Here is a 26472-nt window from a genome sequence, read left to right on the forward strand (position 1 = left end):
CGGGAGGAGGGCAGGCGGGGGGCGGGGTGCGGTGGGGCCGCGTCCACGGCGGTCAGGTGCGCGTGGGCGCGGCCCCGCCCGGCCCCGGGGGCGGAAGCGGGGCGCGCTCCCGGGGCGGTCGGGCGGCCGTCGCTCAGGCGACGGTGAAGGCGGCGAGCCGGAGCGGCCCGCGCAGGGTGACCCGCAGGTCGTGCACACCCCGCGGGGGGTCGGACAGCGTGGCCGTGACGGTCGTCCAGGCGTACCGGCCGCCGGTCGGCGGGACGGTGAGGGTGGCGAGCACCTGCCCGTCCGCCGTGAACTCCAGCTCGGCGCCGGCCGCTGCGTCCTCCAGTGCGCCCTCCAGCGCCACCTCCGCCGAGACTTCCCGGGCGCCGGTCAACTCGACGGTGGAGAAGAGGAGTTCGGCCTCGGACCCGGCTTCGGACCCGGCGTCGGACCCGGCGGGGGTGACCGCGTCGCCGGTCTCCCGGGTGGCGTCGACCAGGGCGATGCCCCGGTGCGCGTCGAAGTCCGCGGCCGCGGTGCGGCGGCCCAGGACGGTGCGCGGCGCGGGGGCCGGGCCCTCGACGGTGACCTGGACGGTGGCGCGGACGTCCTCGGCGGAGGCCGCGGCGAGCAGCTGGTAGCGGCCCGGGTCGACGGTGAACGCGCCGGTGGCGACGTCCCAGTGCGCCAGGTGGGCGGCGGCGGGGAGGTCGAAGACCAGGCGGCGGCTCTGGCCGGGCGCCAGGGTGATCTTCCGGAAGTCGGCCAGCTTGCGGCGCGGCGCCTGGTAGCGGGCCTCCAGCGGGCGCACGTACAGCTGCACCACCTCGGTGCCGGGGCGGGTGCCGGTGTTGCTGACGGTCAGGGCGGCCCGGATGCTGCCGTCCTGGCCGACGGTGGCCGAGTCGACCTCCAACTCGCCGTACCGGAAGGCGCCGTAGGACAGGCCGTGGCCGAACGGGTAGCGCGGCGCGGCCCGGTGGTACTGGTACGTCCAGCCGGCCTGGATGATGTCGTAGTCCAGCGGGTGCGGCAGCTCGTCGTCGCCGCGGTACCAGGTCTGCGGGAGCCGGCCGGCCGGGTCGGCGTCGCCGAACAGCACGTCGGCGAGGGCGTGGCCGGTCTCCTGGCCGCCGTGCGAGGTCCACAGGACGGCGGGCAGGTGCTCGTCGGCCCAGTCGACGGCGTACGGGTAGCTGCTCATCACGATCAGCGCGGTGTCCGGGCGGACGGCGGCGACCTCCTTGAGCAGGTCCTCCTGGGCGGGCGGCAGGGCCAGGCCCCGGCGGTCCTCGGTCTCGCGGCCGTGGATCAGCGGGTGGTTGCCGAGCACCACCACGGCGAGGTCGGCGGCGGCGGCCGCGGCGACGGCCTCCGCCCGTCCGTCGCGCAGCAGTTCGCGGGTGAAGCGCTCGGCGCCGGCGGCGTCCTCGGCGGTGACCCGCAGGGTGCCGTCGGCGTCGGCGGCCGCGTACCTGCCGGTCAGCACGGACTGCAGCAGCACAGCGCCGCCCGGCAGCACGGCGCCGCGGTCGGTGCCGTCCTCGGTCGCGCTGCCGGTCCCGCCCGCGGCGGCGCCGCCGGTCCCGCCGCCGGCGGCGTCGGTCGCGTCGACCAGCCGGAAGGTCTCGTGCACGTCCCAGCTCTTGACGACGGCCTGGTCGGCGACCAGTGAGCCGTCCTCCTTGACGGAGAGGAACCGCCCGTTGTCGGCGGCGCGCAGGGTGAGCACGCCCAGGCCCCAGTCGCCGAGGTCGAAGGCGGTGCCGTTCAGCGGTTCGCCGGTGGAGGCGGCCCGCAGCAGGATCCGGTCGATGCCCTCGTGCACCGTCAACTCGCCTCCGGCGGGGGCGAGTCGGGCGCGCAGGCCGTCGGCGACGGTGACCGCGTAGGGCAGCGTGCCGGAGTACCAGTCCTCGAACAGCGCGTCGCCGTGCGGGCCGATCACGGCGATCTTCTTCGTCGGGTCGGTGAGCGGCAGCAGGCCGGTGTTCTTCAGCAGGACGGTGGAGGCGGCGGCGGCCCGGCGGGCCAGGGCGCGGTGCGGGGCGCTGTCGACCACCTCGGTGCCGATGTGCGCGTACGGGTCCAGCTCGGGGTCGAACTCGCCCATCCGGAACCGGAGTTCGAACTGGCGGCGGACCGCGAGGTCGATGTCGGCCTGGTCGATCAGGCCGCGCTCCAGGGCCTCGCGCAGCCGGCCGATGACGGTCTCGCTGTCCTCGCCGTGGTCGGTGAAGGAGTCGATGCCGGCCTTCAGCGCGGCGGCGTGGCTCTCGGCGTGGTCGTCGAAGTAGTGCTCCGGGTCGACCAGGTTGGAGGGGGCCTCGGCGTCGGAGACCACGAAGAGCTGTCGGCCGGTCGGCGCGGCCCAGCGGCGCAGCTCGGTCTCCAGCAGCGGGGAGACGTGGCAGGGGCGGCCGTTGACCAGGTTGTACGCGGCCATCACCCCGGTGGCCGCGCCGGAGGCGATCGCGGGCTTGAACGCGGCCAGGTCGTACTCGTGCAGGACGCGCGGGCGCAGGCCGGAGGAGGTGGTGCAGCGGTCGTCCTCGTTGTTGTACGCGAGGAAGTGCTTGAGCACCGGGGCCGCGCGCAGGTAGGTCGGGTCGTCGCCGGCCAGGCCGCGGCAGAACGCCTCGCCGAGGCGGGCGGTGTGCACCGGGTCCTCGGAGTAGCCCTCCTCGTTGCGGCCCCAGCGCGGGTCGCGCAGCAGGTTCAGCACCGGGGCCCAGGCCTGCAGGCTGTTCGGGCCGCGGTCGGGGGCGATGGCGGCGGGGCGGTGGTGGTGGAAGGCGCGCAGCTCGGTCGAGGTCGCCTCGGCGACCTCGCGGACCAGTTCCTCGTCCCAGCTCGCGCCGAGGCCGACGGCCTGCGGGAACGCGGTGGCCACGCCGAGCCAGGAGACGCCGTGCAGGGCCTCCGCGCCGGTGCGGAAGGCGCCGATGCCCAGGCGGGGCACGGCGGGGGCGTACTGGTGGAGCATCGAGAGGCGCTCGGCGGGGGAGAGCCTGGACAACAGGTCGTCGACGCGCTTGTCCAACGGAAGCGCGGAATCGTGGAACGGGTACCGCTCGGCCGGGGTCTCGGCGGCGGACGGGGACGGGGAACTCAACGGGCTCACCCCAGGATGATGGTGCGGTGCGGTTGGTCGTCGAAGCGAATCGACGCTGACACGAAGCATGGACCCTGTCAACTCCCCCTGGCTACGGGGAAAATGAATTTGTCCAGGCACTTGTCTAACCGGAAACGTGTCGTTAGTGTCGCCGCAACATCAAGCGCTTCGACAGTCAAGCGCTTCGACAGCGCCCCGTGCAGGGCGCCGCGGAAGGGCCTCCCCACCATGAGAACCGAGCTGAACCGCAGATCCTTCGTCACCGCCGCCGTCTCCGTCGCCGGAGCAGCGGCGATGACCCCCCTGCTGGCCGCCTGCGGGGGCGGCGGCTCGAAGCACAAGACCGGCGCCAACTCCGCCGACGGCGTCAAGTCGGCCCTGCCTGCCTTCACCGCCAGCACTTCCGTGACCGCCGACATCCCCTCGGTCCCCGGCGCGGACGGCGCGGTGACCGACCCGGCCTTCCTCACCTACCCGGCCAGCCCGGTGGCCACGGTCAGCGGCGTGCCCGGCAAGGGCGGCAGCTACTCGGCCGTCACCCCGCTGTGGGGCACCGTCCCGCCCGCGGGCAACTCGTTCTACACCGCGATGAACAAGGCCCTCGGCGTCACCCTCGAGATGAAGCCGGCCGACGGCAACAACTACGCCACCATCATCCCGACCATGACCGCGGCCAAGAAGCTGCCGGACTGGATCCAGCTCCCGACCTGGTGGAACCCGAACTTCAACGTCGGCGAGCTCGCCGCCTCCCAGTTCGCCGACCTCACCCCCTTCCTGGCCGGCGACAAGATCAGCAAGTACCCGAACCTGGCCGCCATCCCCACCGGCGCCTGGCAGGCGGGCATCTGGGGCGACAAGCTCTACGGCATCCCCTCCTTCTCCACCGGCTTCTCCATCGCGGGCACCACCTTCTACCGCCGTGACCTCTTCGACGCCAAGGGCATCACCGCGGACCAGGTCAAGACCCTCGACGACCTGATGAACCTGGGCAAGGAGCTCACCGACGAGAAGGCCGGCACCTGGGCCTTCGACGACGTGTGGACCTACCTCTTCCCGTTCTTCGACGTCCCCAACAGGTGGAAGCTCGCCGACGGCAAGCTCGTCCACAAGTACGAGACCCCCGAGCTGCTCGAAGCCCTCGACTGGCACTACAAGCTCGCCACCGCCGGCTACCTGCACCCCGACGCCATCGCCGGCAACAACGCCGACGCCAACACCCGCTTCTACGCGGGCAAGACCCTGATCCAGGGCGGCGGCACCGGCGCCTGGAACCTCGCCGACAGCCTGTCCGGCACCGCCGCGACCCCCGGCTTCCGGCGCGGCTCGTTCAACTTCCTCACCTCGAAGGCCGGCGGCACGCCCAAGCTGTTCATGGGCTCCTCCACCAGCCTGATGAGCTACCTGAACGCCAAGCTCAAGCCCGAGCAGATCGAGGAGCTGCTCGCCGTCGCCAACTACCTGGCCGCGCCGTACGGCTCCGCCGAGTACACGATGGTCAACTTCGGCGTCGAGGGCACCCACTACACCCGGGTCAACGGCGTGCCGACCTTCAACGACGAGGGCAAGAAGGACGTCCAGGCGCAGACCTACCCGTTCCTGGCCACCGCCTCCTCGGTCATCTCCAACCCCGGCGCCGACCAGGTCACCAAGGACATCGCCGCCTTCCAGGCCGCCAACGTCAAGTACCTGTACAAGCCGCTGTTCTGGAACATGAACATCTCGATGCCGCAGAACATCGCCACCATCGACACCGCGCAGGCCGTCGAGGACGCGATCAAGGACTGCTACCACGGCAAGAAGAAGGTCTCCGACGTCCAGGCCGCCATCTCGACCTGGAAGACGAACGGCGGCGACCGCCTCAAGCAGTGGATGACCGACAACGTCCTGAGCAAGTACGGAACGGGTCAGTGAGCACGGCGCGATCGGAGCGGGGCACGCCCGACACCGCCGGGGGAGCCGCCGGCCGGAAAGGCCGCACCGGAAGGAACGGTGCCGTCCGGCTGAACTGGCGGGTCAGGCTGCGGCGGGACAGGACGCTGCTGCTGATGACCGTCCCGGCCGTGGTCCTGCTGCTGGTCTTCAACTACGCGCCGCTGTTCGGCCTGGTCACCGCGTTCCAGTACTACGACCCGCTGGTCGGCGTGCGCGACAGCGAGTGGGCCGGCCTCGCGCAGTTCCAGCAGCTCTTCCACGACCCGCTGTTCTGGGGGGCGCTGAAGAACACCCTCTGGCTCAGCCTGGTCCAGCTGGTGCTGTTCTTCCCCGTTCCGATCGCGCTGGCCCTGCTGCTCAACACGGTGCTCAGCGAACGGCTGCGCAACTTCATCCAGTCCGTGGTCTACCTGCCGCACTTCTTCTCCTGGGTGCTGGCCATCACGATCTTCCAGCAGATGCTCGGCGGCGCCGGAATCCTCAACCACTTCCTGCGGCAGAACGACATCGCCCCCTGGGACATCACCACCAACCCGCACACCTTCGCCCTCCTGGTCACCTCGCAGGCGATCTGGAAGGAGGCCGGCTGGGGCATCATCGTCTTCCTCGCCGCGCTGGCCGCCATCAACACCGACCTGTACGAGGCCGCCGCCGTCGACGGCGCCGGACGCTGGCGCCGGATGTGGCACATCACCCTGCCCGGACTGCGCGGCGTGATCGTGCTGATGCTGGTGCTGCGCCTGGGCAACGCGCTGACCGTGGGCTTCGAGCAGTTCCTGATCCAGCGCGAGGCGGTCGGCCACGAATCCGCCGACGTGCTCGACACCTTCTCCTTCTACTACGGCATCGCCACCGGCAACTACAGCTTCGGCGCCGCGGCCGGCCTCTTCAAGAGCGTCATCTCGCTGCTGCTGATCTGGGGGGCCAACAAGCTGGCACACGCCTTCGGCGAGGACGGGTTGTACCGCAAATGAGCCAGACACCCACCACCGTCCGCGCGGACGCCGCGACCGCGGCACCCCCCGCGGCCAAGCCCCGCCCGGTCCGGACCGGCCGCCCCCGCGCCCGGGCCGGGCGGGCCCCCTGGGAAGAGCCGCCCACCGCCCTCGGCCAGGGCGCCAAGGGCATCACCCTGGCCGGCGTGATCGCCGCCGTCGCCGTCCCGCTCTGGATCATCGCGCTGACCAGCGTCTCCACCCCCGGCGCCGTCAACCGGGCCGGCGGGCTGGTGGTCTGGCCCGACGGCATCACCTTCGACGCCTACCGGCAGATGCTCGGCGACGGCACCGTCCGCACCGCCCTGATGGTCAGCTTCGCCATCACCCTGGTCGGCACCGCCGTGTCCATGATCGTCTCGGTGATGGCGGCCTACGGCCTGTCCCGCTCCGAGTCCTTCGCGCACCGGCCGATCCTCACCCTGCTGATCGTCACCATGTTCGTCAGCGGCGGCCTGATCCCGACCTTCCTGGTGGTCACCGGACTCGGCGGCTACGACCAGTGGTGGTCGCTGATCCTGCCCAGCGCCGTCTCGGTGTTCAACATCCTGGTGCTGCGCTCGTTCTACTCCACCACCTCCGCCGACCTGATCGACGCCGCCCGGCTCGACGGCGCCGGCGACTGGCGGATCCTGTGGTCCGTGGTGCTGCCCACCTCCCGGGCCGTCACCGCCGTCATCGCGCTGTTCTACGCGGTCGGCTACTGGAACTCGTTCTTCAACGTGATGCTCTACATGCCGACCTCGGCCGAGAAGTGGCCGCTGCAGTACGTGCTGCTGACCTACGTCAACCGCGGCAACGGGCTGCCCGGCTCCGTCAACTCCGGCTTCGGGGCCGCCAACGCGCAGACCGCGCCGCTCACCCTGCAGATGGCCGTGGTGGTCCTCACCCTGGTGCCGCTGCTCATGGTCTACCCGTTCATGCAGAAGCACTTCCGCACCGGCGTGCTGACCGGCGCCATCAAGGGCTGAGCCGGAGCGGGAACCACGCACGACCCGGAGCGGGAACCACGCACGACCCGGCGTCAGTAACCTGACGCCACAGGGGCCGCACACCCCACCGACCAGGAAAGCAGGAACCGAACCCATGGTGACTCTCGCCGACGTGGCCCGGCACGCGGGCGTCTCGCCCAGCACCGTCAGCTACGTGCTCAGCGGCAAGCGATCGATCTCGGAGGCCACCCGCCGCCGCGTCCAGCACGCCGTCGAGGAGCTCGGCTACCACCCCAACGCCGGCGCCCGCGCGCTCGCCGGACGGCGCTCCCACATCATCGCCCTCGTCGTGCCGCTGCGCACCGACGTGTACGTGCCGATCATGATGGAGATCGCCGTCTCGGTCACCATGGCGGCCCGTCAGCACGGCTACGACGTGCTGCTGATCACCAACGACGAAGGCCCCGACGGGGTCCGCCGGGTCGCCGCCAGCGGCCTGGCGGACGGGGTCATCCTGATGGACGTCGAACTCGACGACGAGCGCATCCCCGTGCTGCGCGAACAGGGCATCCAGGCCTCGATGATCGGCCTGCCCGCCGACAGCACCGGCCTGTCCTGCGTCGACCACGACTTCGCCGCGGCCGGTGCCCAGTGCGCCGACCACCTCGCCGACCTCGGCCACCGGGACGTCGCCTTCATCGGCTACGCGCCCGCCGTCTACCACCGGCACGCCGGCTACGCCGAACGCACCCTGACGGGCTTTCGGGAGCGCGCCCTCGAACGCGGCCTGAGATTCCTGCACCGGCCCTGCGAAGGCACCTACGAATCCACGGCCGGCACCCTGGCCCGGATCCTCGCCGACCGCCCCGACACCACCGGCTTCGTGGTCCAGAACGAGAACGCCATCGGCCCGCTGCTGCAACTGCTGCCCACCAGCGGACGCACCGTCCCCGAGGACGCCTCGGTGGTCGCGCTCTGCCCTGAACAGCTCGCCGAGCAGTACGCCCCCGGCCTCACCGCCGTCACCGGCCCCGCCCAGGAACTCGGCCGGGTCGCCGTCGACCAGGTGATGCGCCGGATCGCCGCCGCCGAACGCGGCACCGACCCCGAGGACGAACTCGTCCTGCTCGCCCCCGTCCTGACGCCCCGGCAGAGCAGCGGCCCGCTGCTCACCCCCGTCCCGCCCGCCCGAAGGAGGTAGCACCACCCGTGACGGCCAGCACCCCGGCGCCCGGCCCGGCCGACCGCCCGCGCAACCCCGTCGTCCCCGGATTCCACCCCGACCCGAGCGTCTGCCGGGTCGGCGAGGACTACTACCTGGCCTGCTCCAGCTTCGAGTACCACCCCGGCGTGCCGATCCTGCACAGCCGCGACCTGGTCCACTGGCGGCAGATCGGCAACGCCCTCGCCGACCTGCCGCTCCCGCCCGGCACCCCGTCCTCCGGCGGCGTCTACGCCCCGACCCTGCGCCACCACGACGGCCGGTTCCACCTGATCACCACCGAGGTCGGCACCGGCAACCTGCTGGTCACCGCCGACCACCCGGCCGGGCCGTGGTCCGCGCCGGTCCGGCTGCCCGACGTCCCCGGCATCGACCCCGACCTGGCCTGGGACGAGGACGGCACCTGCTGGTGCACCGTCGCCGGCGTCGCCCAGCTGCGGATCGACCCGGCGAGCGGAAAGGCGCTGGAGGAGCCCCGCCCGCTGTGGTCCGGCACCCGGCAGGCCCCCGAGGCCCCGCACCTGTACCGGATCGGCGACTGGTGGTACCTGCTGATCGCCGAGGGCGGCACCGAACGCGCCCACAGCGTCTCCGTCGCCCGCTCCCGCCGCCCCGACGGCCCGTTCGAGCCCTGCCCGGACAACCCGCTGCTCACCCACGCCGGCAGCCACAGCCCGATCCAGAACACCGGCCACGCCGACCTGGTCCAGGGCCCCGACGGCAGCTGGTGGGCCGTGCTGCTCGGCGTCCGCCCGCGCGGCGGCACCCCCGGCTGGCACCCGCTCGGCCGCGAGACCTACCTGACGCCCGTCAGCTGGGCCGACGAGTGGCCCGTCATCGGCCAGGTGCCCGTCGAACTCCCGGACCTGCCCTGGGAGTTGCACCCCTGGCCGGCCGAGCCGACCCGGGAGGACTTCGACGGCCCGCTGCCCCCGCAGTGGCTCTCGGTCCGCGACCGCCCCGCCGACCGCATCACCACCGGACAGCGCCCCGGCTCGCTCACCCTGCACGCCCGCGACGGCCACGTCGACGACACCTTCACCGGCCGCCGCCAGCAGCACCACGCCGTCCGCGCCCGCACCCGGCTCGACGCCACCACCGGCACCGGCGGCCTCGCCGTCCGCCTCGACGACGAGCACGCCTACACCGTCGAGGCCGACGGCCGCCACGTCCGGGTCACCACCCACCTCGGCGGACGGACCACCGTCGTCGCCGAACGCGAACTCCCGCACCACGACGTGGTGCTGCGCGTCGAGACCGCCCCCGCCGCCGAGCGCGGCCCGCGCACCGGCCCCGACGCCCTCGCTCTCGGCCACGAACGGCCCGACGGCACCTTCGCCGCGCTCGCCACCCTGGACGGCCGCTACCTCACCACCGAGGTGGCCGGCGGCTTCACCGGCCGGGTCATCGGCCTGTACGCCGCCCAGGGCACCGTCCACTTCGACTGGTTCGAGCTCCGGCCCACCGGCCAGGACGACTGAACGACAGGAACACCCCCATGCCCGACCTGAACGACGCCACCCGCGGCCGCATCCTCTACGGCGGCGACTACAACCCCGAGCAGTGGCCCGAGGAGACCTGGCAGGAGGACGTCCGCCTGATGCGGCAGGCCGGCGTCACCAGCGTCACCGTCGGCGTCTTCTCCTGGGCCCGGCTCGAACCCGCCCCCGGCGCCTACGACTTCGGCTGGCTCGACCGCCTGCTCGACCTGCTGCACGCCCACGGCATCGGCGTCGTGCTGGCCACCCCCACCGCCTCCCCGCCCCCGTGGCTCGGCCACCGCCACCCCGAGACCCTCCCGCAGGCCGAGAACGGCACCACCGTCTGGTACGGCTCCCGCAACCAGTTCTGCGCCTCCTCCCCGACCTACCGCCGCCACGCCGCCGCCATCACCGAACAGCTCGCCGCCCGCTACGGCGCGCACCCCGCGCTCACCATGTGGCATGTCAACAACGAGTACGGCACGCACTGCTGGTGCGACCAGACCGCCGCGCACTTCCGGCGCTGGCTGCAAGACCGGCACGGCACCCTCGAAGAGCTCAACTCGGCCTGGGGCACCGCCTTCTGGAGCCAGCACTACGCCGAGTGGGACGAGATCCTGCCGCCCCGCCAGGCCCAGTACATCCGCAACCCCGCCCAACTGCTCGACTTCGCCCGGTTCACCTCCGACGCCCTGCTGGAGTGCTACACCGCCGAACACGCCATCGTCGCCCGGCACAGCCCCGCCGTCCCCGTCACCACCAACCACATGCCGTTCTGGCGCGGCCAGGACGGCTGGGCCTGGGCGAAGGAACAGGACGTCGTCGCGCTCGACGTCTACCCCGACCCCGACGCCGCCCTCGGCGCCCAGCACGGCGCCCTCGTCCAGGACCTGGCCCGCTCGCTGGCCGGCGGCCCCTGGATGCTGATGGAGCAGGCCGCCGGCGCCGTCAACTGGCGCCCCGTCAACCGCCCCAAGCCGGCCGGTCTCAACCGGCTCTGGTCGCTGCAGGCCGTCGCCCGCGGCGCCGACGCGATCTGCTTCTTCCAGTGGCGCCAGTCCCGGCAGGGCGCCGAGAAGTTCCACTCCGCGATGCTCCCGCACTCCGGCACCGGCAACCGCACCTTCCGCGAGGTCACCGCCCTCGGCGCCGACCTCGACCGGCTCGGCCCCGCCGTGGCCGGCACCCCCGTCGCCGCCGAGGTCGCCCTGTTGCACGACTGGGACGCCTGGTGGGCGAGCGAACAGCCCGGCCGGCCCTCCGAGCTGCTCGACTACCAGGAGAACGTCACCGCCTGGCACCGCGCCCTGTGGGAGGCCAACCACACCACCGACCTGGCCCACCCCGCCGCCGACCTCGCCCGCTACCGCCTGGTCGTCATCCCCTCGCTCTACCTGCTCACCGACGCCGCCCTCGACAACCTCGCCGCCTACGTCCGCACCGGCGGCACCCTGGTGACCGGCTACTTCACCGGCGTCGCCGACCACCAGGACCGGATCCGCCCCGGCGGCGTCGACGCCCGGCTGCGCGAGGTGCTCGGCCTCGCCGCCGTCCACCAGTGGTGGCCGCTCAACGAGGGCGAGACCCTGCGGTGCACCGGCGCCGAGGACTTCCGGGGCTCGCTGTGGGCCGAGGGCTTCCAAGGCTCGCTGTGGGCCGAGGAGTTGGAGACCGCAGGCGCCGAGGTGGTGGCCCGCTACGCGGACGGCGAACTCGCCGGACACCCCGCCGTCACCCGGCACGCGTACGGCGAGGGCACCGCCTGGTACCTCTCCACCCGCCCCGAACCCGACGCCCTGCGCGCCCTGCTCACCCGCGCCGCCCGCGAAGCCGGCCTGCGCCCGGCCGCTGAACACCTGCCCGCCGGCGTCGAGGCCGTCCGCCGCGGCGAACTGCTGTTCCTGCTCAACCACGGCCCCCAGAAGGCCAGTTGCGAACTTACCGGCCACTGGGAGGACCTGCTCACCGGCAAGCCCGGCACCGGCACCCTCACCCTGGAGCGGTACGGCGCCGCCGTCCTGCGCCCGGCCACCCCGTGAACGCCCAGCGCCCACGCGGCAGTTGGGAACCCGCCCCGGCCGCCCGCTGGGAGGACGCCTTCCTCACCGGCAACGGCACCCACGGCGCCATGGTGCACGGCCGCACCCGCGACGAACTGATCGTCGTCAACCACCACCTGCTGCTGCGCCCCAACGGCGGCGAGCACGCCCTCGCCCCCGACCTGGCCGCCGAGTTGGAGCACCTGCGGGACGCCGTCCTGACCGGCCGCGCCCGCGAGGCCGTCGCCCGCCACGTCACCGCCCCGCTCCAGTGGGTCCGCCCCTTCCACCCCGCCCTCGCCCTCCGGCTGCGCCGCCCCGCCGCCCCCGTCGGCGACTACCGGCGCGAGGTCGACCACCGCACCGGCGTGGTCGCCACCCGCTGGGACGGCCGCCGCGCCGAAACCTTCGCCTCGCGCGCCGACGACCTGCTCGTCCACCGCGAAGTCCGCACCGGCGACGTCGAGTTGACCCACCACTGGCAACTCGACGGCGCCCCCGCAGACCTCGCCGTCCGCACCCGCGCCACGGCCGGACCCGGCGGCGCCGTGCTGCGCACCGACGTCCGCCACCCCGGCGACTCCGGCTACGGCTACACCTGCTGGACGCACGTCCGCGCCACCGGCGGCACCCTGCACGCCGAAGGGGGGAGCATCCGCGCCGAGGGCTGCGCCGAGGTCCTGCTGCTCACCCGCGTCCACCCCTGGGAGGACCCGCCGCCGCCCGCCCTCCCCGACCGCCCCCACCCCGAACTGCTGGAACGCCACCTGGCCCGGCACGCCCCCGCCTACGACCGGGTCGACCTCGACCTCGGCGCCCCCGAGGAACACCGCGCCCTGCCCGGCTCCGCCCTGCTCGCCGACCCGGCGAAGCACCGGTCCGCCCTGCTGGAGCGGCTGTTCGACGCCGGGCGCTACCACCTGCTCAGCTCCGCCGGCGTCCTGCCGCCCCGGCTCACCGGCCTGTGGACCGGCTCCTGGGACACCGCCTGGAGCGGCGCCCTCACCTGCGACGCCAACCTCAACCTCCAGGTCTCCTCCGCCGCCGCGGCCGCCCTCCCCGAAGTCAGCCACGCCCACGCCGCCTTCGTCGCACGCCAGTTGGACGACTGGCGGAGCAACGCCCGCCGCCTGTTCGGCCTGCCCGGCCTCGTCGCCCCCGCCCACACCGACGGCCGCTCCGGCCACGCCTACCACTACAGCGAGGACTACCCGCTGCACCTGTGGACCGCCGGCGCCCACTGGCTGCTGCAACCCCTGCTCGACCACGTCGACACCACCGGCGACACCGCCACGGACCGGCAACTCGTCCGCCCCGCGCTCGCCGAGACCGCCGACTTCTACCGCGCCTTCCTCACCCGCACCGGCCCCGACGGCCGCCTGCTGCTCGTCCCCTCCTACTCGCCCGAGAACACCCCGCTCGGCGCCGACAGCCCGGTCAGCGTCAACGCCGCCATGGACCTCGCCGCCGCCCGCCACACCCTCACCGCCACCGGCCACCACCGGCTCGCCGACCGTCTGCCCCCCTACCGGCTCAACTCCGAAGGCGCACTGGCCGAATGGGCCTGGCCCGCCGCCGTCGACGACCAGCAGCACCGGCACCTCAGCCACCTGCACCCGGTCTGGCCGCTCGGCGAGATCAACCCGCTCGACACCCCCGACCTGGCCGCCGCCGCCCACCGCGCCCTCCACCTGCGCGGCAGCGAGAACCACTCCGCCCACGGCCACCTGCACCGCGCCCTGATCGCCGCCCGCCTCGGCGACGGCGACCTGCTCGGCGAGGCCCTCGACGCCGTCCTGCACGGCCGCTTCTTCCACCCCTCGCTGATGAGCTCGCACTACCCGCGCCTGGACGTCTACAACGCCGACGCCGCCCACACCCTCCCCGGCGTGCTGATCGAAGCACTCCTGCACTCCACCCCCGACCGCATCGTCCTGCTCCCCGCCCCGCCCGCCCACCTGCCCCGCGGCACCGTCCGCGGCCTGCGCACCCGCTGCCGCACCACCCTCACCACGCTCAGCTGGGACACCGCCGAGAACCGGATCGACGCCGTCCTGACCGCCGACACCGACCGCACCGTCACCGTCCACCACGGCACCGACCCCGGCCGCCCCCCGCTGCGCCTCGACCTGCGCGCCGGACACCCCACCCCCCTGCACCTCGACCCCACCCGGAGCTGAACCCCCGTGCCGCTCACCGACCTCGACCTCGACGAACTCCGCACCTACCGACCCGACCTCACCGCCCCCGCCGGCTTCGACGCCTTCTGGGCCGACACCCTCGCCGGCGCCCGCGCCACCGGCGGCCCGGTCACCGCCGAACTGCGCACCGACACCCGCCTCACCGCCTTCGACGTGTACGACGTCCGCTTCCCCGGCTGGCGCGGCGAACCCGTCGCCGCCTGGCTGATCCTGCCCCGCCACGCCACCGGACCGCTGCCCGTCATCGTCAAGTACATCGGCTACAGCGGCGGCCGCGCCCTGCCCGGCGAACACCTGCTGCCGCCCGCCGCCGGCTACGCCCACCTGGTCGTCGACAGCCGCGGCCAGGGCCACGACACCCCCGACCGCGGCGAGGGCGACGGCACCCAGTGGGCCGAGGGCTTCATGACCCGCGGCATCGACTCCCCGGCGAACTACTACTACCGCCGCCTGATCACCGACTGCGTCCGCGCCCTCGACGCCCTCCCGCAGCTGCCCGGCACCGACCCGGCCCGGGCGGTCGTCTCCGGCGCCAGCCAGGGCGGCGGCCTCGCCCTCGCCGTCGCCGCGCTCGCCCCCGACCAGGTCGCCGCGCTGCTCAGCGACGTCCCGTTCCTGTGCCACTTCCGGCGCGCCGTGCGGATATCCGGCGACGGCCCCTACCCCGAGATCGCCAAGTACCTGCGCTGGCACAGCCGGGAGAAGGAGGAGCGGACCCTCGCCACCCTCGACCACTTCGACGGCGTCCACTTCGCGCCCCGGGCCAGCGCCCCCGCCCTGTTCAGCGTCGGCCTGATGGACCCGGTCTGCCCGCCCTCCACCGTCTTCGCCGCCTACCACCGCTACGGCGGCCCCGCCGACATCGAGGTCTGGAACTTCGCCGACCACGGCGGCGGCTACGGCTCCACCCCGCTCAAGCAGTTCGACTGGCTCGCCGCGCACGGCCTCGCCCCGGAGCACACCGGCTGAGCCCCGGCCCGTCCGCTGACCCGCCCGCTCCGGTCGTCCGCTCCGGCCGGGCGGGTCAGCGGAAGGGCCGGCCGAAGAACCAGACCAGCGGCCAGTACAGGAGGACGACGGTCACCAGGACGGCGCGCGTCCGCCGGAGCCGCACCCCCGGCGCGGTCAGGGCGGCCGCGAACGCGAACAGCGCGGCCGAGGTGACCGGCAGCACCACCTCCGGCGGGCCCCAGGAGTCCAGGCCGACGCCCAGGTCGGCGGCCAGCGAGAAGAGCAGGGCGGCCACCGCGGCGACCCGCCAGGCCGGGCGGACGCCCACCAGCCGCAGCACCAGCCAGCTCACCAGCAGACTGGCCAGCACGAGCGCCCCGAGGAACAGCAGGAACGCCCCCAGGCAGCCGAACTCCGCCTGGTGGTCGCACGGAAGGAGGGGGTCCCAGGACACCTGGGCCAGCGCGATCCAGGAGAGTCCGAGACCGGCCCCCACCGCCGCCGCCCGCACCACCCGGGAGCCGCCGAGCGCCCGCCACCGGCCCGCCCCCCGAACAGCGGCTTCCGTTCCCCCGATCGAGCCCACCGACCCACGTCCTCTCCATGCCCCCGTGCGCGGTCCGACGACCGATTCTGCCGCACGGGGGGCGGAGCGCGCCTGAGTGCGCGCACTCAGATCCGAGCGCGACGGCGCCGCGGGCCCGCTCAGCGCTCGGCGACCCGCAGCCGCAGGCGGCGCGGGCGCAGCACGGTCGCCAGCGGGACGGGGCGCAGGTCGGCGCCCGGCTCCGGGACGAGCTGCCAGCGCGACAGCAGCGACGCCAGGACGAGGGCGCACTCGGTGCGGGCGAACAGGTCGCCGACGCACTTGCGGGCGCCGGTGCCGAACGGCAGGAACGCCTGCCGGGCGGCCGGGGTGACCCGCTCCGGGCGCCAGCGGTCCGGGTCGAAGACCGCGGGGGAGCGGTGCGCCGCCGGGTGCCGGGCGACCGCCAGCGGGGAGAACACCAGCGTGGTGCCGGACGGGAGTTCGCGTCCGGCCAGCTCGGTCGGCGCGGTGGTGACCCGGGTGAACAGCCAGCCCGGCGGGTGCAGCCGCAGGGTCTCCGACACCACCCGGTCGACGGCCGCCAGCCGCGGCAGGTCCTCCGGACCCGGCGCCCGCCCGCCCGGGAGGACGGCGTCCAACTCGGCCCGGACCTGCTCGGCCGCCGCCGGGTGCAGGGACAGCCGCCACAGCGTCCAGGTCAGGGTGGCGGCGACGGTCTCCGTCCCGGCCGCCAGCAGGGTGATCACCTGGTCGTGCACCTCGGCGTCGCTCAGCCGGCCCCCGTCCGGGCCGTCCTCGGCGGCGAGCAGCGCGGACAGCAGGTCGGTGCCGTCCCCGGCGCCCCCGTCCCGGTGGGCGGCGACCAACTGCCGGGTGGCGGCGTGCAGGCGGGCCAGCGCCCGGCGGTAGCGCAGGTTGCCGGGCAGCGGCAGGCGGCGCACCTGGGCGGGCAGGAACATCTGCCGGAACAGCCCGTTCAGCACCGTGTCGAAGGACCGCTCCACCCCGGACGCCAGCTCGGCGCCGATCGCGGTCGAGTACAGCGTCCGGGCCAGCGTGCGCAGCGCGATGCCGTAGAACACCGGGAAGGCGTCGACCACCAGACCGGGCCGCCAACCGGCTGCGGCCGCGTCCGCCTCGGCCCGCATCGCGTCCGCGTAGTGCGCCAACTGCGGGCGCCGGAAGGCCGGTTGGACCAGCCGCCGCTGCCGCCGGTGGTCCCGGTGCGGGCAGGTCACCAGGCCGTTGCCGGCCACGTCGCGGGCCCGGTCGTAGAACACCCCGCCCTTGTCGAACAGCCGGTCGTCGCCCAGCACCTGCGCCAGCAGGCCCGGATGGCACGGCACGTGAGCCGTCGTCGGCCCCAGCCGGACCGCCACCAGGTCGCCGTGCTCGTGCAGCGAGGACAGGAAACCGACCGGCCCGCGCAGCAGCCGGTGCCCGTGCCCCAGCACCGGCAGGGCGCCGGGCGCGGTCGCGGCGGTCAGGACGGGAGCGGCGGTCGGCGGCATCCTCCCACCGTACGTGCGGCCGATCGGGCCCGAACCGCCGCGCGGGAACGGCGGGCCCGCCGCCCGGTGCTCGGCCCGGAGACGGGAAAGGGTATTCGAAGTGTCAATCGGCAGAGGGAAATTGACGGTAGGTCAGAATTCTGCTGCCGCCGCGCGCAGGGCCGCCGCCGCGTCCCCCACCAGCGGCGCCCCGTGCCCGAACACCGCGTTGGCGGCGCCCAGCCCGGCCAGCCGGTGCAGCGAGGCCACGGCCCGCACCCGGTCGGTGTTGAACACGCCCAGCATCGCCCGGCCCACGTTCGCCACCGCGTCACCCGTGAACAGCAGGTCCGGACCCGGCAGGTGCAGCGCCAGCGAACCGTCCGTGTGCCCCGGCACCCCCACCACCCGGGCCCCGCCCCCGAACGGCAGCACGTCCCCGTCCACCACCTCCACGTCCACCGGACACGGCGGCGCGGGCGGCAGTGCCGGCACCGACGCCCGGATCGGACGCTCGAACTCCTCCAGCACCGGCGGCGCCCCCGCCACCTCGCCCCGGATCACCGGCGCCTCCACCCGATGAGCCACCACCGGCACACCCCCGTAGCGCGCCGCCAGCGCGGCCGCGCCACCGGTGTGGTCCTCGTGCCAGTGGGTCAGCACGATCCGCGCCAACTCCCCGCCCGGCACCGACTCCACCAGCGCCGCGACCCGCTCCTCCGTCCCCACCGCCCCACTGTCCACCAGCGTCAACTCCCGCCCGTCCGACCACAGGTAGGCCGCCCCGACCGGAAGCACCAGCATCCGCAGACCCGGCAGCACCTCGATGACATCCATGCCGACCAGTCTGCGCACCCGCCCCGCCGCCGTCCCCCGGATTAGCCGACAGCAGACACCCGGCACCCCGCGAGCCCCGCGCGTCCGCCGACACCCGGCGCGCCGGGCCGCCCGGGACGTCCGCGGGCGGCCTACCCTTGGACAGCAGGGAAGGACGTGACGACGTGGCCCACCGGATCGACGGCAGCGCAGGCGACGTCCTCGCCGCCCGCCTGCGCACCCAGACCGCCGCCCTCGCCGCCCTCGAACCCGACGTCCGCGCCGACCGCCCCGACGCCGTCCACCGGATGCGGGTCGCCGCCCGCCGCCTGCGCAGCGCCCTGCGCACCCACCGCCGCCACCTGCGCGGCGACCACACCGCCACCGAGGACGAACTGCGCTGGCTCGGCCGGGCCCTCGGCCGGGCCCGCGACGCCGAAGTGCTCGGCACCCGCCTGCTCACCCAGGCCCGCGAACTGCCCCCCGGCGGCGACCGCGACCGCGTCCTCGCCGAACTCACCGCCTGGAACGCCCGCGAGACCCGCGAAGCCCGCGCCCGCACCCTGGCCGCCCTCGACAGCGAACGCTTCCGCCGCCTGCTCGCCGCCCTCACCGCGCTCGCCGCCGACCCGCCGCTGCGCCCCCGCGCCGCGAAACCCGCCCGGACCGAACTCACCCGCACCCTGCGCCGCGAACACCGCCGCACCGCCGAACGCCTCGCCGCCGCCCGCCGGGCCCCCGACGGCCCCGACCTCGAACACGCCCTGCACGACGCCCGCAAGGCCGCCAAACGCGCCCGCTACGCCGGCGAGAGCGTCGGCCGCCCCGCCCGCGCCTTCACCCGCCGGATGAAAGCCCTCCAGGACGTCCTCGGCCGCCACCAGGACGCCGCGGTCGCCCGCGACACCCTCCGTACCCTCTCCGACGGCGGCTTCGGCTACGGCGTGCTCTACGGCCGCCAGAGCGCCGAACTCGGCTTCGCCCGCGAACTGCTGCCGCAGGTCTGGGAGCAGGCCGCCCGGCGGCCGGGGAAACTGCGCTGACCCCGGGTCAGGACACCTCCGGAGACTCCGCCGCCTCCCGGGCCCGGTCGAGGAGCTCGGCGGCGGCGCCCCGCAGCAGCTCGTGGTCATCCACCGCGGGCCCGGCAGCCGGGCCGAGCACCGCCAGTGCGGCCGCCGCGTCCGCCGCGGCCCGCCCCGGGTCCGCCGCGAGCAGGGTCCGCCCCCGGCGGATCCGGAGCACGGCCACCGCGTGCCGGCCGGTGACGGTGCCCACGTGCTCCGCGCCCAGCACCCGGCGCTTCACCGGCAGCACCCACTCGGCCAGCCGCAGCGCCCGCCCCGTCCGGCCCTGCTGCGCGTAGCAGTTGACCAGGTTGCCCGCAGTCAGCAGGGTGTCCGGGTGGGGCAGGCCGAGGGTGCGCAGCCGGACGCGCAGGACGCGCTCGGCCAGCGCCACCGCCTCCGCGGTCCGCCCGGTGCGGCGGTAGGAGACGGCGAGGTCGCCGCGCACGGTCAGCGTGTCGGGATGGTCCGGGCCCAGGACGCGCTCCGCGTCGGCGAGCAGCCCGGTCCGGGCCGCGGCGGCCTCCGCCTCCCGGCCGGCCGCCGCGTGGAAGTCCGCGAGGGCCGCCCGGGCGGTGAGGGTGTCCGGGTGGTCCTCGCCGAGCAGGCGCACGGAGGCCGCGAGCACCCGCTCCCCGAGCGCGCGGGCCTGCTCGGGCCGGCCCTGCCGGGAGTGGGCGACCGCCAGGTTGAGCCGGAGGGTGAGCGACCGCGGGGTGTCCGCCGCCGCGTCCTCCGCCTTCTCCGCCTCCTCCGCCGCGAGGCCGGTCGCCACCCGTTCCCACAGTGCGAGCGCCCGGTCGTGGCGGCCGCTCCGGTCGTGGGCGACCGCCAGGTTGTTGCAGGCGCCCAGGGTGCGGGGGTCGTCCGGACCGAACAGCGCCTCGTGCCGGGACAGCAGGTGCTCCCGCAGCGCGACGGCCTCGGCCGACCGCCCGGCCGCGAGCAGCGAGGTGCCGAGGACGTCCAGCACGGACAGCGTCGGCCCGTCGTCCGGCCCGTACCGCTCCGCCGCGACCCGGGCGGTCTCCAGCGAGACGTCGACGGCCCGCTCCGAGTCACCCGCCAGTTCCAGGGCGGCGGCCAGGTTGTGCCGGGTGGCGATCCACTCGGGGTCGCCCTCGGCGACCGCCCCGGCCGACAGCCCGGCGACCGCCCCGGTCCAGTGCGCGACGGCGGCGGCGTGCAGTCCGGCGTGCAGCAGGCTGATCCCGACCCTGCCGTGCAGGAGGAACATCGGGTAGTACTGCCGGTCCGCGCCGAGATGCTCCTCCAGCACGGAGGTGCTGCTCCGCAGGCTCGCGGACAGCCGGTGGTCGGCGTGCTCCTCCGCGGGCCACAGCTCGTACAGCGCGAACGCCACCGCCAGCCGGCTCTCCCAGCCGTCCGGATCGGTGTCCCGGGCGGCCCGCGCGGTCAGCGCGTGCACGGTCACCTCCCGGTGCGGCGCGGCCGCCGCCGGTACCGACACCAGGTGGTAGGCGTGCAGCACGGAGAGCACGGCCAGCGCCTCGTCCGCGCTGACGGGCGGCGGTCCGGCGGGCGGCGGAACCGGCGGCAGCGCGGCCCGCGCCCGGCGCCCGGGCCACCACCTGCGGCGACCGGCTGCCCGCCCCGGGCCGCCACCCCCACCGTCCGGGGCCGGAGCCGGGGCCGGGGCCGGGTCCGCTCCGTCCGGTGCGGCAGCCGCGCGCTGCCGGGCCAGGTGCTCGCGGACGGCGGCGGTGGTCCACAGCGCCCGCGGGTGCCCGTCCGGGTCGAGCAGGGCCGCCAGCCGGACGGCGGGCGCGGCCAGGCCGCGCGGCTCGGTCCGCTGCGCCGCGTCCAGCGCGAGCAGCAGCGCGCCGGTGACCGGACGCCCGTAGCGCTCGGTGTCGGCGTCGGGCGGCAGCACGCCCTCCAGCGGGCGGGTCCGCTCCCGGAACAGCTCCAGGTACGCCGAGCAGCCGAGCTGCCGGTTGACCAGGTACGCGGCGGCGTGGCCGAGGGCCAGCGGGAGCCGGCCCAGTTCGGCGGCCAGCGCGTCCGCGCCGTCGTCCAGCAGGTGCGGCAGGCCGGCCCCGGCGAGCCGCTGCGCCAGGTACGCGCGGGCCTCGGCCGGACCGTACGCGTCGACCGGGACCAGGGCCCGGCCGCCGCCCGAGGCGTGGGCGCCGCGCTGCCGGGTGGTGGCCAGCACCCGGCCGTTGCCGTGGCGCGAACTGCCCGGCCACAGCGGCCCGTCGGGGCCGAAGTCGGCGACGTCGTCGAGCACCACCAGCCAGCGCCGCCCGGTGCCGCTCAGCCAGGCGAGGAAGCGCCTGGCGTCCGGCTCGGTCCGCCCGGCGGTGCCCGACACGCCGGGGGCCCGGACGAGGGCGGCGGCCTCCGCGTACAGCCGCAGGACGGTCAGCGGGTCGCGGGCCGGGGCCCAGACCAGCACCTCGACGCCGGCGGCCAGCGCGTCGCGCGCCAGGTCGGCCGCCAGCTGGGTCTTCCCGACGCCGCCCCCGCCGGTCAGGACCTGCGTCAGCACCGCCGTCCCCCGCCCGGTGCGGGCCGCCGCGACCCGCTCGCGCACCGCGGCGCGCGGTTGGAACGCGCCGGCCGCCGCCGGGACGTCGCCGACCACCACCGGCCAGTCCACCTCCGGCGGCGGCGTCACGTACACCGTCCCGGCCTGCAGGACCGGCCCGTGGAAGGTGCCGCCGCTGATCCGGTTGTGGCTCTGCCCGCCCGGCGCGGGCGGCTCCTGCCCGGCCGAACTCCCGTGCCCCGCGCCGCCGTTCACCGCCACCCCCGCCCGCTCGTGCGCCGGGGGCCATCATCGCCCGGCCCGGCCCGGGTGCGGGGGTCTTCGGAGGATTCCGCGCCGGTGCGGCCGGTGGCGGCCGGGGCAGGAGGGGGCAGGACGGGTCAGGACGGGTCGAGCCCCGCCGCGGTGGCCGCGGTGCGCAGCAGGTCGTCGACCATGGCGGGGGTGAGGCGGCCGGTGTAGGTGTTGCGGGGGCTGACGTGGAAGCAGCCGAACAGGTGCAGCTCGGGGCCGCCGTCGGTGGCGGGGAGGACGGCGTGCGCGCCGTGGCCGAAGACCGGCTTGGGGCGGGGCACCTGCCAGCCGGCGGCGGCCAGCACGGGCAGCACGGCCTGCCAGGCGAAGCCGCCGAGGGCGACCACGGCGCGGACGGTCGGGCGGAGCTCCTCGAACTCGCGGACGATCCACGGCCGGCAGGTGTCGCGTTCGGCGTTGGTCGGCTTGTTCTCCGGCGGGGCGCAGCGCACCGGGTCGGTGATCCGCACGCCGTGCAGCCGCAGGCCGTCCTCGCGCCAGGTCGACTCGGGGCGGTTGGCCAGGCCGAGCCGGTGCAGCGAGGCGTACAGCAGGTCGCCGGACGGGTCGCCGGTGAAGATCCGGCCGGTGCGGTTGCCGCCGTGCGCGGCGGGGGCCAGGCCGACCAGGACCAGCCGGGCGTCGTACGGCCCGAAGCCGGGGATGGGGCGCGCCCAGTACTCCTGGTCCTGGAACGCCCGGCGCTTGACCAGCGCGGTCTCCTCGCGCCAGGCCACCAGCCGCGGGCAGGCCCGGCAGTGCACCACCAGCTCGTCCAGCTCGGCGATGCTCCGGGTCTGCGGGGCGAGGACGGCCGGGGAGAGGTCGGAGGGCGGTTCCATGGGCGGAATCCTACGGTCGGCGACCGGTCCGGGCCGGGAGGCGGCGGAGTAGCGTGGAGGTACGGGCCCGGGCGCCGGTCGGGCCGAGGCGGCGGGCCGGGTTCCGGGTCGAGGTGACGGCGATGATCGTGGTCGACGCGTTGATCGCGCTGCTGGTGGTGCTGGCGGTGTACGCCGGGCTGAGCGTGCGGATGGTCCAGCAGACCCAGCGCGGGGTGGTGTTCCGGTTCGGCCGGGTGCTGGACCGGGTGCGCGGCCCCGGGCTGGCCCGGATCGTCCCGGTGGCGGACCGGATGCGGCGGGTGAACGTGCAGATCGTCACCATGCCGATCCCCGCCCAGGAGGGCATCACCCGGGACAACGTGACCGTCCGGGTGGACGCGGTGGTGTACTTCCAGGTGGTCGACCCGGTGAAGGCGATCATCAACGTCCAGGACTACGGCTTCGCCATGTCGCAGGTCGCGCAGACCTCGCTGCGGTCGATCATCGGCAAGAGCGAGCTGGACGACCTGCTGGCCAACCGCGAGCCGATCAACCAGGGGCTCGAACTGATGCTGGACAGCCCGGCGTTGGGCTGGGGCATCCAGATCGACCGGGTCGAGATCAAGGACGTGGCGCTGCCCGAGTCGATGAAGCGCTCGATGGCCCGGCAGGCCGAGGCCGACCGGGAGCGGCGGGCCCGGATCATCACCGCCGACGGCGAGTTCCAGGCGTCCGCGCGGCTCTCGGAGGCCGCGAAGGTGATGTCCGCGACGCCCGCGGCGCTCCAACTGCGGCTGCTGCAGACGGTGGTGGAGGTCGCCGCGGAGAAGAACTCCACCCTGGTGCTGCCGTTCCCGGTGGAGCTGCTGCGCTTCCTGGAGAGCTCCACCCAGCGCGCCACCGCGCAGGCCGTCGAGGCCGCCGAGGTCGCCGAGGCGATCCGCCCGGACGGCGCCGCGGACGGCCGGGGCGACGACCGGGGCGTCGAGCAGCTGGAACTCCCGCAGGTCGCGGCCGCCGTCGAACAACACCCCGACCCGGCAGCGCCGTTGCGGGTGGCGCCGCCGCACGCGGCCTGACCGGCCCGCCCCCAGGGGTGGCGGCCCACCCGGGCCCGGGGCGAGCATGGAAGGACGGACGGAGCGCGCGCGGGGACGCCGCGCGCCAGCCACCCCGGGAGGTCCGGCCATGACCACCGCGAAAGAGATCATGCACCCCGGCGCGGAGTGCGTCACCGGCGAGCAGACCCTCGCCGAAGCCGCCCGGATCATGCGCGACCGCGGTGTCGGCGCGCTGCCGATCTGCGGCGAGAAGCAGAAGCTGCTGGGCATCCTCACCGACCGCGACATCGTCCTCAAGTGCGTCGCCGAGGGCCGCGACCCCGCCGCCGTCCGCTGCGTCGAACTCGCCGCCGGGCGTCCGACGGTGATCGAGGAGGACGAGGAGGCGGACCTCGTGCTGGAGGTCATGGAGGAGCACCTGGTGCGCCGCCTGCCGGTGATCAACCACCCCGACCACCAGCTGGTCGGCATGATCAGCGAGGCCGACATCGCCCGCCACCTCTCCCAGGACCGGCTCGCCGAGTTCGTCACCACCATCACCGCGCGCTGAGCCCGCGGCCGCCGGCCGGAGCCCCTTCTCCCGGGGCTCCGGCCGCCTTCTTTCTAGCTTGCTAGCATGCTAGCCTCTGAGTGTGGGCACCGGAGATGTCAAACAGTTCAACGTCTACCTGCCGGTCGAGCTGATCAAGCAGGTCAAGTTCCGCGCCGTCGAGACGGGCATGTCGCTGTCGGCCCTGGTGGCCGAAGCCCTGCGCGGCTACCTCGACGACGCGGACGGCGCAGGCAGTGCAGCAGGCAACGACGATCACGACAAGGAGAGCTGAAGTGGCGACCGAAGGCATCGAGGCCGTGTACCTGACCACCCACAACTGGGGTCGGACCGCCAAATTCTTCCAGTCCCTGGGCTACCGGCTCGACTTCGAGACCGACCACGCCTCCGGGCAGCTCCGCAACGGCGACGGGCCGTACCTGTTCATCGCGGAGGTCCCGGAGAGCGAGCAGCCGCAGACCCGGATCGTGCTCAAGGTCCCGGACGCCGACGCGTTCCCGGCCGGGTCCGGCGTCGAGGTGCTCGCCCCGTTCGAGGACACCCACTACGGGACGCGCGAGACGACCGTCCGCGACCCCGACGGCCGCGAGTGGACGCTGCAGGCCCCCGCCGCGCGGTGACCCGGAACGGGGGGAGGGGAGCGGCGGCGCGATGAGCACCACCGGGGCGGCGGCACCCGACGACATCGCGGTGCGGACGGCCCTCCGGCGCGCCCCGTACCTCTCCGGCCGTGACCTCGCCGATCGCTGGTTCACCGGCCGCCCGGACGGCCTGCGCCCCTCCAGCGGCGAGGACTTCCCGATCGCCTCGACCTGACGGACCGTCAGCGATCTGACGGACCGTCAGCTCAGGTACTGCTCGGGCAGCTTGGCGAGGAAGGCGTCCGCGATCACCCGGTAGCCGGTGTCGTTGGCGTGGATGTCGCCGCGCGCCATGTTGGTCCACTGCAGGATGCGGGCCACGTTCAGCGGCACCTGCCGGCCGTTCAGCGGCACCGTCGGCTCGAAGGCCCCGGTGTCGAACGCGGCCGCCACCTGGGCCGTCGGGACGCGGTGGCGGGCGTCCACGGAGGCGATCACGCCGTTCAGCGACTCGCTGAGCTGCACGGACGCGGTGGCCAGGGCCTTGCCCTGGTCGCCGGTGACCCAGGCGGCCAGGAACGGGTCGTACAGGTCCATCCCGACGATCCGGGTGTGCGGGCCCGCCGCCGCCCGCAGCTCGCCCAGGATCCGGTCCAGCCCGGTGCGGACCTGCTCGATGCCGTTCAGCGCGCACGGCAGGTCCAGCGAGCCACCCGCCGCGCAGCGCTGCACGTCGTTGGCGCCGATGTCGACCGTCACCAGCACCTCGTCCTTCCGGTGCGCCTCCAAGTAGGCGACGGCCGCCTCCAGTTGGGAGCCGGCGAAGGAGTGCGGGTACGGGCAGCCGCCGCCCGCCATGGTGCCGGTGGTCTCGCCCGGGCAGCCCAGGTCGGTGAACTCGAACGGCCGGCGGTCCCGCTCGGCCCGCGCCCCCAGTGTCCGGGCCAGGTCCTGCGCGTAGCCCCGGCCCACCACGTGCCCGCCGTCCGGCGTCGACTGGTAGCCCGCCGCCAGCGAGTCGCCCAGCGCCAGGTAGTACGCGGTGCGGTGCGGACCGCCCCGCCCGCCGTGGTCACCCCGCCCGCCGTGGTCGCCCTGCGCCGCCGCGGCGGGGACGGTGCCCGCCACGGCGAGCGTCAGGGCGGTGAGAACAGCGGCAGCGAGCGTGCGGCGGCGCGCGATCGGGCGCACGGAACCTCCAGGCGGCGAGGGATCACGATCGGATCGACCAGGGGAGGCTACTGCCCGGTACCGCCGCTGGATAGGGGTTCCGCCGCGACGACCGCCCGGCCCCGTCCGGGGCGGGTTGAGCCGGTCCGGCAGGTTCGGCCGGTCCGGCAGGTTCAGCCGGGGAAGGCGTACACGGCGGTGGCGTGGGCCACCGGCTCGTCCGGGGCGCCCGGGACGGTCAGCGCGATGTCGGCGAAGGCGACCCGGCGGCCCAGCTTGGTCAGCCGCGCGGTGACCAGCAGGTCGGTGTCCCGGGCCGCGCGCTGGAAGGTGGTGGACAGCTGGACGGTGGTCATCGGCGCGAAGCCCCCGAGCGCCGCGCACACCGCGATCACGGCCGCCGTGTCGGCCGCCGCCGCCATCGCCTGCCCCGACAGCCCGCCGCCCTCCCGGGCCAGCCGCTCCGACCAGGGCAGCCGCAGCACCGCGTGCCGCTCACCCGTCTCCACCACCGACAGCCCCAACTCCTTCACCCAGGGCGCGAAGTTCTCGGCGAGGATCCCGTCCGCCTCGGCGGGGGTGAGCTTGCGGCCGGCCGCGTCCTCGGGGACGGGCGTCACGGTGGTGGTCATGGGGCCGATGGTAGGGGTTCGCGGTGACGCAGCGCCATAGTCCGTGCGCGCAGGGTGCACAGGTCG

22 protein-coding genes are annotated in these 26472 nt (G+C 74.9%); 14 read left to right on the top strand and 8 right to left on the bottom strand.

Features of this window, described 5'->3' with window-relative positions; translation table 11 throughout:
• Positions 1 to 133 precede the first annotated feature (133 nt).
• Positions 134 to 3103: a glycoside hydrolase family 3 protein gene (locus IH44_RS0127330; RefSeq protein WP_030462402.1), complete on the bottom strand. Its 2970-nt coding sequence runs from the start codon at positions 3101 to 3103 to the stop codon at positions 134 to 136.
• 228 nt (positions 3104 to 3331) lie between these two features.
• On the opposite strand from IH44_RS0127330, the gene IH44_RS0127335 reads away from it, so the two are divergent.
• The 8 genes from IH44_RS0127335 (at position 3332) to IH44_RS0127370 (ending at position 14874) form a co-directional block, all read left to right on the top strand.
• Positions 3332 to 5014: an ABC transporter substrate-binding protein gene (locus IH44_RS0127335; protein WP_051817379.1), complete on the top strand. Its 1683-nt coding sequence runs from the start codon at positions 3332 to 3334 to the stop codon at positions 5012 to 5014.
• Between the two features lie 134 nt (positions 5015 to 5148).
• Positions 5149 to 6009, top strand: a complete 861-nt coding sequence (locus IH44_RS0127340; RefSeq protein WP_081967154.1) for an ABC transporter permease subunit — start codon at positions 5149 to 5151, stop codon at positions 6007 to 6009.
• Positions 6006 to 7001 carry a carbohydrate ABC transporter permease gene (locus IH44_RS0127345; protein ID WP_030462405.1) on the top strand — a complete coding sequence of 332 codons (996 nt, stop codon included), beginning with the start codon at positions 6006 to 6008 and terminating at the stop codon, positions 6999 to 7001. The genes IH44_RS0127340 and IH44_RS0127345 overlap by 4 nt, the downstream gene beginning before the upstream one ends.
• A 115-nt stretch (positions 7002 to 7116) precedes the next feature.
• Positions 7117 to 8163: a LacI family DNA-binding transcriptional regulator gene (locus IH44_RS0127350; protein WP_030462406.1), complete on the top strand. Its 1047-nt coding sequence runs from the start codon at positions 7117 to 7119 to the stop codon at positions 8161 to 8163.
• 8 nt (positions 8164 to 8171) lie between these two features.
• On the top strand, positions 8172 to 9665 hold the full coding sequence (locus IH44_RS0127355; RefSeq protein ID WP_030462407.1) for a glycoside hydrolase family 43 protein: 1494 nt from the start codon (positions 8172 to 8174) through the stop codon (positions 9663 to 9665).
• A 17-nt stretch (positions 9666 to 9682) separates the two neighbouring features.
• Entirely contained in the window at positions 9683 to 11704 is a 2022-nt protein-coding gene (locus tag IH44_RS0127360) for a beta-galactosidase (protein WP_030462408.1), read from the top strand.
• On the top strand, positions 11701 to 13884 hold the full coding sequence (locus IH44_RS0127365) for a glycoside hydrolase N-terminal domain-containing protein (RefSeq protein ID WP_051817380.1): 2184 nt from the start codon (positions 11701 to 11703) through the stop codon (positions 13882 to 13884). Before IH44_RS0127360 ends, IH44_RS0127365 begins: the two co-directional genes overlap by 4 nt.
• A gap of 6 nt (positions 13885 to 13890) precedes the next feature.
• Positions 13891 to 14874 (top strand): acetylxylan esterase, encoded by a 984-nt coding sequence (locus tag IH44_RS0127370; RefSeq protein WP_030462410.1) that lies wholly within the window; start codon positions 13891 to 13893, stop codon positions 14872 to 14874.
• 55 nt (positions 14875 to 14929) lie between these two features.
• Here the strand turns inward: IH44_RS0127370 and IH44_RS0127375 are convergent, their stop codons facing one another.
• The 3 genes from IH44_RS0127375 to IH44_RS0127385 form a co-directional block, all read right to left on the bottom strand.
• On the bottom strand, positions 14930 to 15442 hold the full coding sequence (locus IH44_RS0127375) for a hypothetical protein (protein WP_157852482.1): 513 nt from the start codon (positions 15440 to 15442) through the stop codon (positions 14930 to 14932).
• 119 nt (positions 15443 to 15561) lie between these two features.
• Entirely contained in the window at positions 15562 to 16917 is a 1356-nt protein-coding gene (locus IH44_RS0127380; RefSeq protein WP_030462412.1) for a cytochrome P450, read from the bottom strand.
• Positions 16918 to 17049: 132 nt separating this feature from the next.
• Positions 17050 to 17733 (bottom strand): MBL fold metallo-hydrolase, encoded by a 684-nt coding sequence (locus tag IH44_RS0127385; RefSeq protein WP_030462413.1) that lies wholly within the window; start codon positions 17731 to 17733, stop codon positions 17050 to 17052.
• Positions 17734 to 17897: 164 nt separating this feature from the next.
• On the opposite strand from IH44_RS0127385, the gene IH44_RS0127390 reads away from it, so the two are divergent.
• A complete protein-coding gene (locus IH44_RS0127390) occupies positions 17898 to 18755 on the top strand; it encodes a CHAD domain-containing protein (protein ID WP_051817382.1) in 858 nt (285 codons plus the stop codon).
• Between the two features lie 7 nt (positions 18756 to 18762).
• On the opposite strand, the gene IH44_RS0127395 is transcribed toward IH44_RS0127390, so the two are convergent.
• Together IH44_RS0127395 and IH44_RS0127400 are read right to left on the bottom strand one after the other, a co-directional pair.
• Positions 18763 to 21549, bottom strand: coding sequence for a tetratricopeptide repeat protein (locus IH44_RS0127395; RefSeq protein WP_157852483.1), 2787 nt, complete (start codon positions 21547 to 21549; stop codon positions 18763 to 18765).
• A gap of 125 nt (positions 21550 to 21674) precedes the next feature.
• Complete coding sequence (locus IH44_RS0127400; protein WP_030462416.1) at positions 21675 to 22430, bottom strand: uracil-DNA glycosylase; 756 nt, start codon at positions 22428 to 22430, stop codon at positions 21675 to 21677.
• A 122-nt stretch (positions 22431 to 22552) separates the two neighbouring features.
• Here IH44_RS0127400 and IH44_RS0127405 point away from each other — a divergent pair, with 122 nt between their 5' ends.
• The 5 genes from IH44_RS0127405 (at position 22553) to IH44_RS46720 (ending at position 24839) form a co-directional block, all read left to right on the top strand.
• On the top strand, positions 22553 to 23491 hold the full coding sequence (locus IH44_RS0127405; RefSeq protein ID WP_081967152.1) for a slipin family protein: 939 nt from the start codon (positions 22553 to 22555) through the stop codon (positions 23489 to 23491).
• A gap of 109 nt (positions 23492 to 23600) precedes the next feature.
• A complete protein-coding gene (locus IH44_RS0127410; RefSeq protein ID WP_030462418.1) occupies positions 23601 to 24023 on the top strand; it encodes a CBS domain-containing protein in 423 nt (140 codons plus the stop codon).
• An 82-nt stretch (positions 24024 to 24105) separates the two neighbouring features.
• Entirely contained in the window at positions 24106 to 24297 is a 192-nt protein-coding gene (locus tag IH44_RS0127415) for a ribbon-helix-helix protein, CopG family (protein WP_030462419.1), read from the top strand.
• 1 nt (position 24298) lies between these two features.
• The gene (locus IH44_RS0127420; protein ID WP_030462420.1) at positions 24299 to 24643 is read left to right on the top strand and encodes a glyoxalase/bleomycin resistance/extradiol dioxygenase family protein; all 345 of its coding nucleotides are present in this window, start codon (positions 24299 to 24301) and stop codon (positions 24641 to 24643) included.
• A gap of 31 nt (positions 24644 to 24674) precedes the next feature.
• Positions 24675 to 24839 (top strand): hypothetical protein, encoded by a 165-nt coding sequence (locus tag IH44_RS46720; protein WP_157852484.1) that lies wholly within the window; start codon positions 24675 to 24677, stop codon positions 24837 to 24839.
• 26 nt (positions 24840 to 24865) lie between these two features.
• On the opposite strand, the gene IH44_RS0127430 is transcribed toward IH44_RS46720, so the two are convergent.
• Positions 24866 to 25795 carry an SGNH/GDSL hydrolase family protein gene (locus IH44_RS0127430; protein ID WP_051817384.1) on the bottom strand — a complete coding sequence of 310 codons (930 nt, stop codon included), beginning with the start codon at positions 25793 to 25795 and terminating at the stop codon, positions 24866 to 24868.
• Between the two features lie 152 nt (positions 25796 to 25947).
• A complete protein-coding gene (locus tag IH44_RS0127435) occupies positions 25948 to 26406 on the bottom strand; it encodes a PaaI family thioesterase (RefSeq protein WP_051817385.1) in 459 nt (152 codons plus the stop codon).
• Positions 26407 to 26472: the final 66 nt, after the last annotated feature.

Source organism: Kitasatospora sp. NRRL B-11411, from assembly GCF_000721345.1.
Taxonomy (GTDB): domain Bacteria; phylum Actinomycetota; class Actinomycetes; order Streptomycetales; family Streptomycetaceae; genus Kitasatospora; species Kitasatospora cineracea.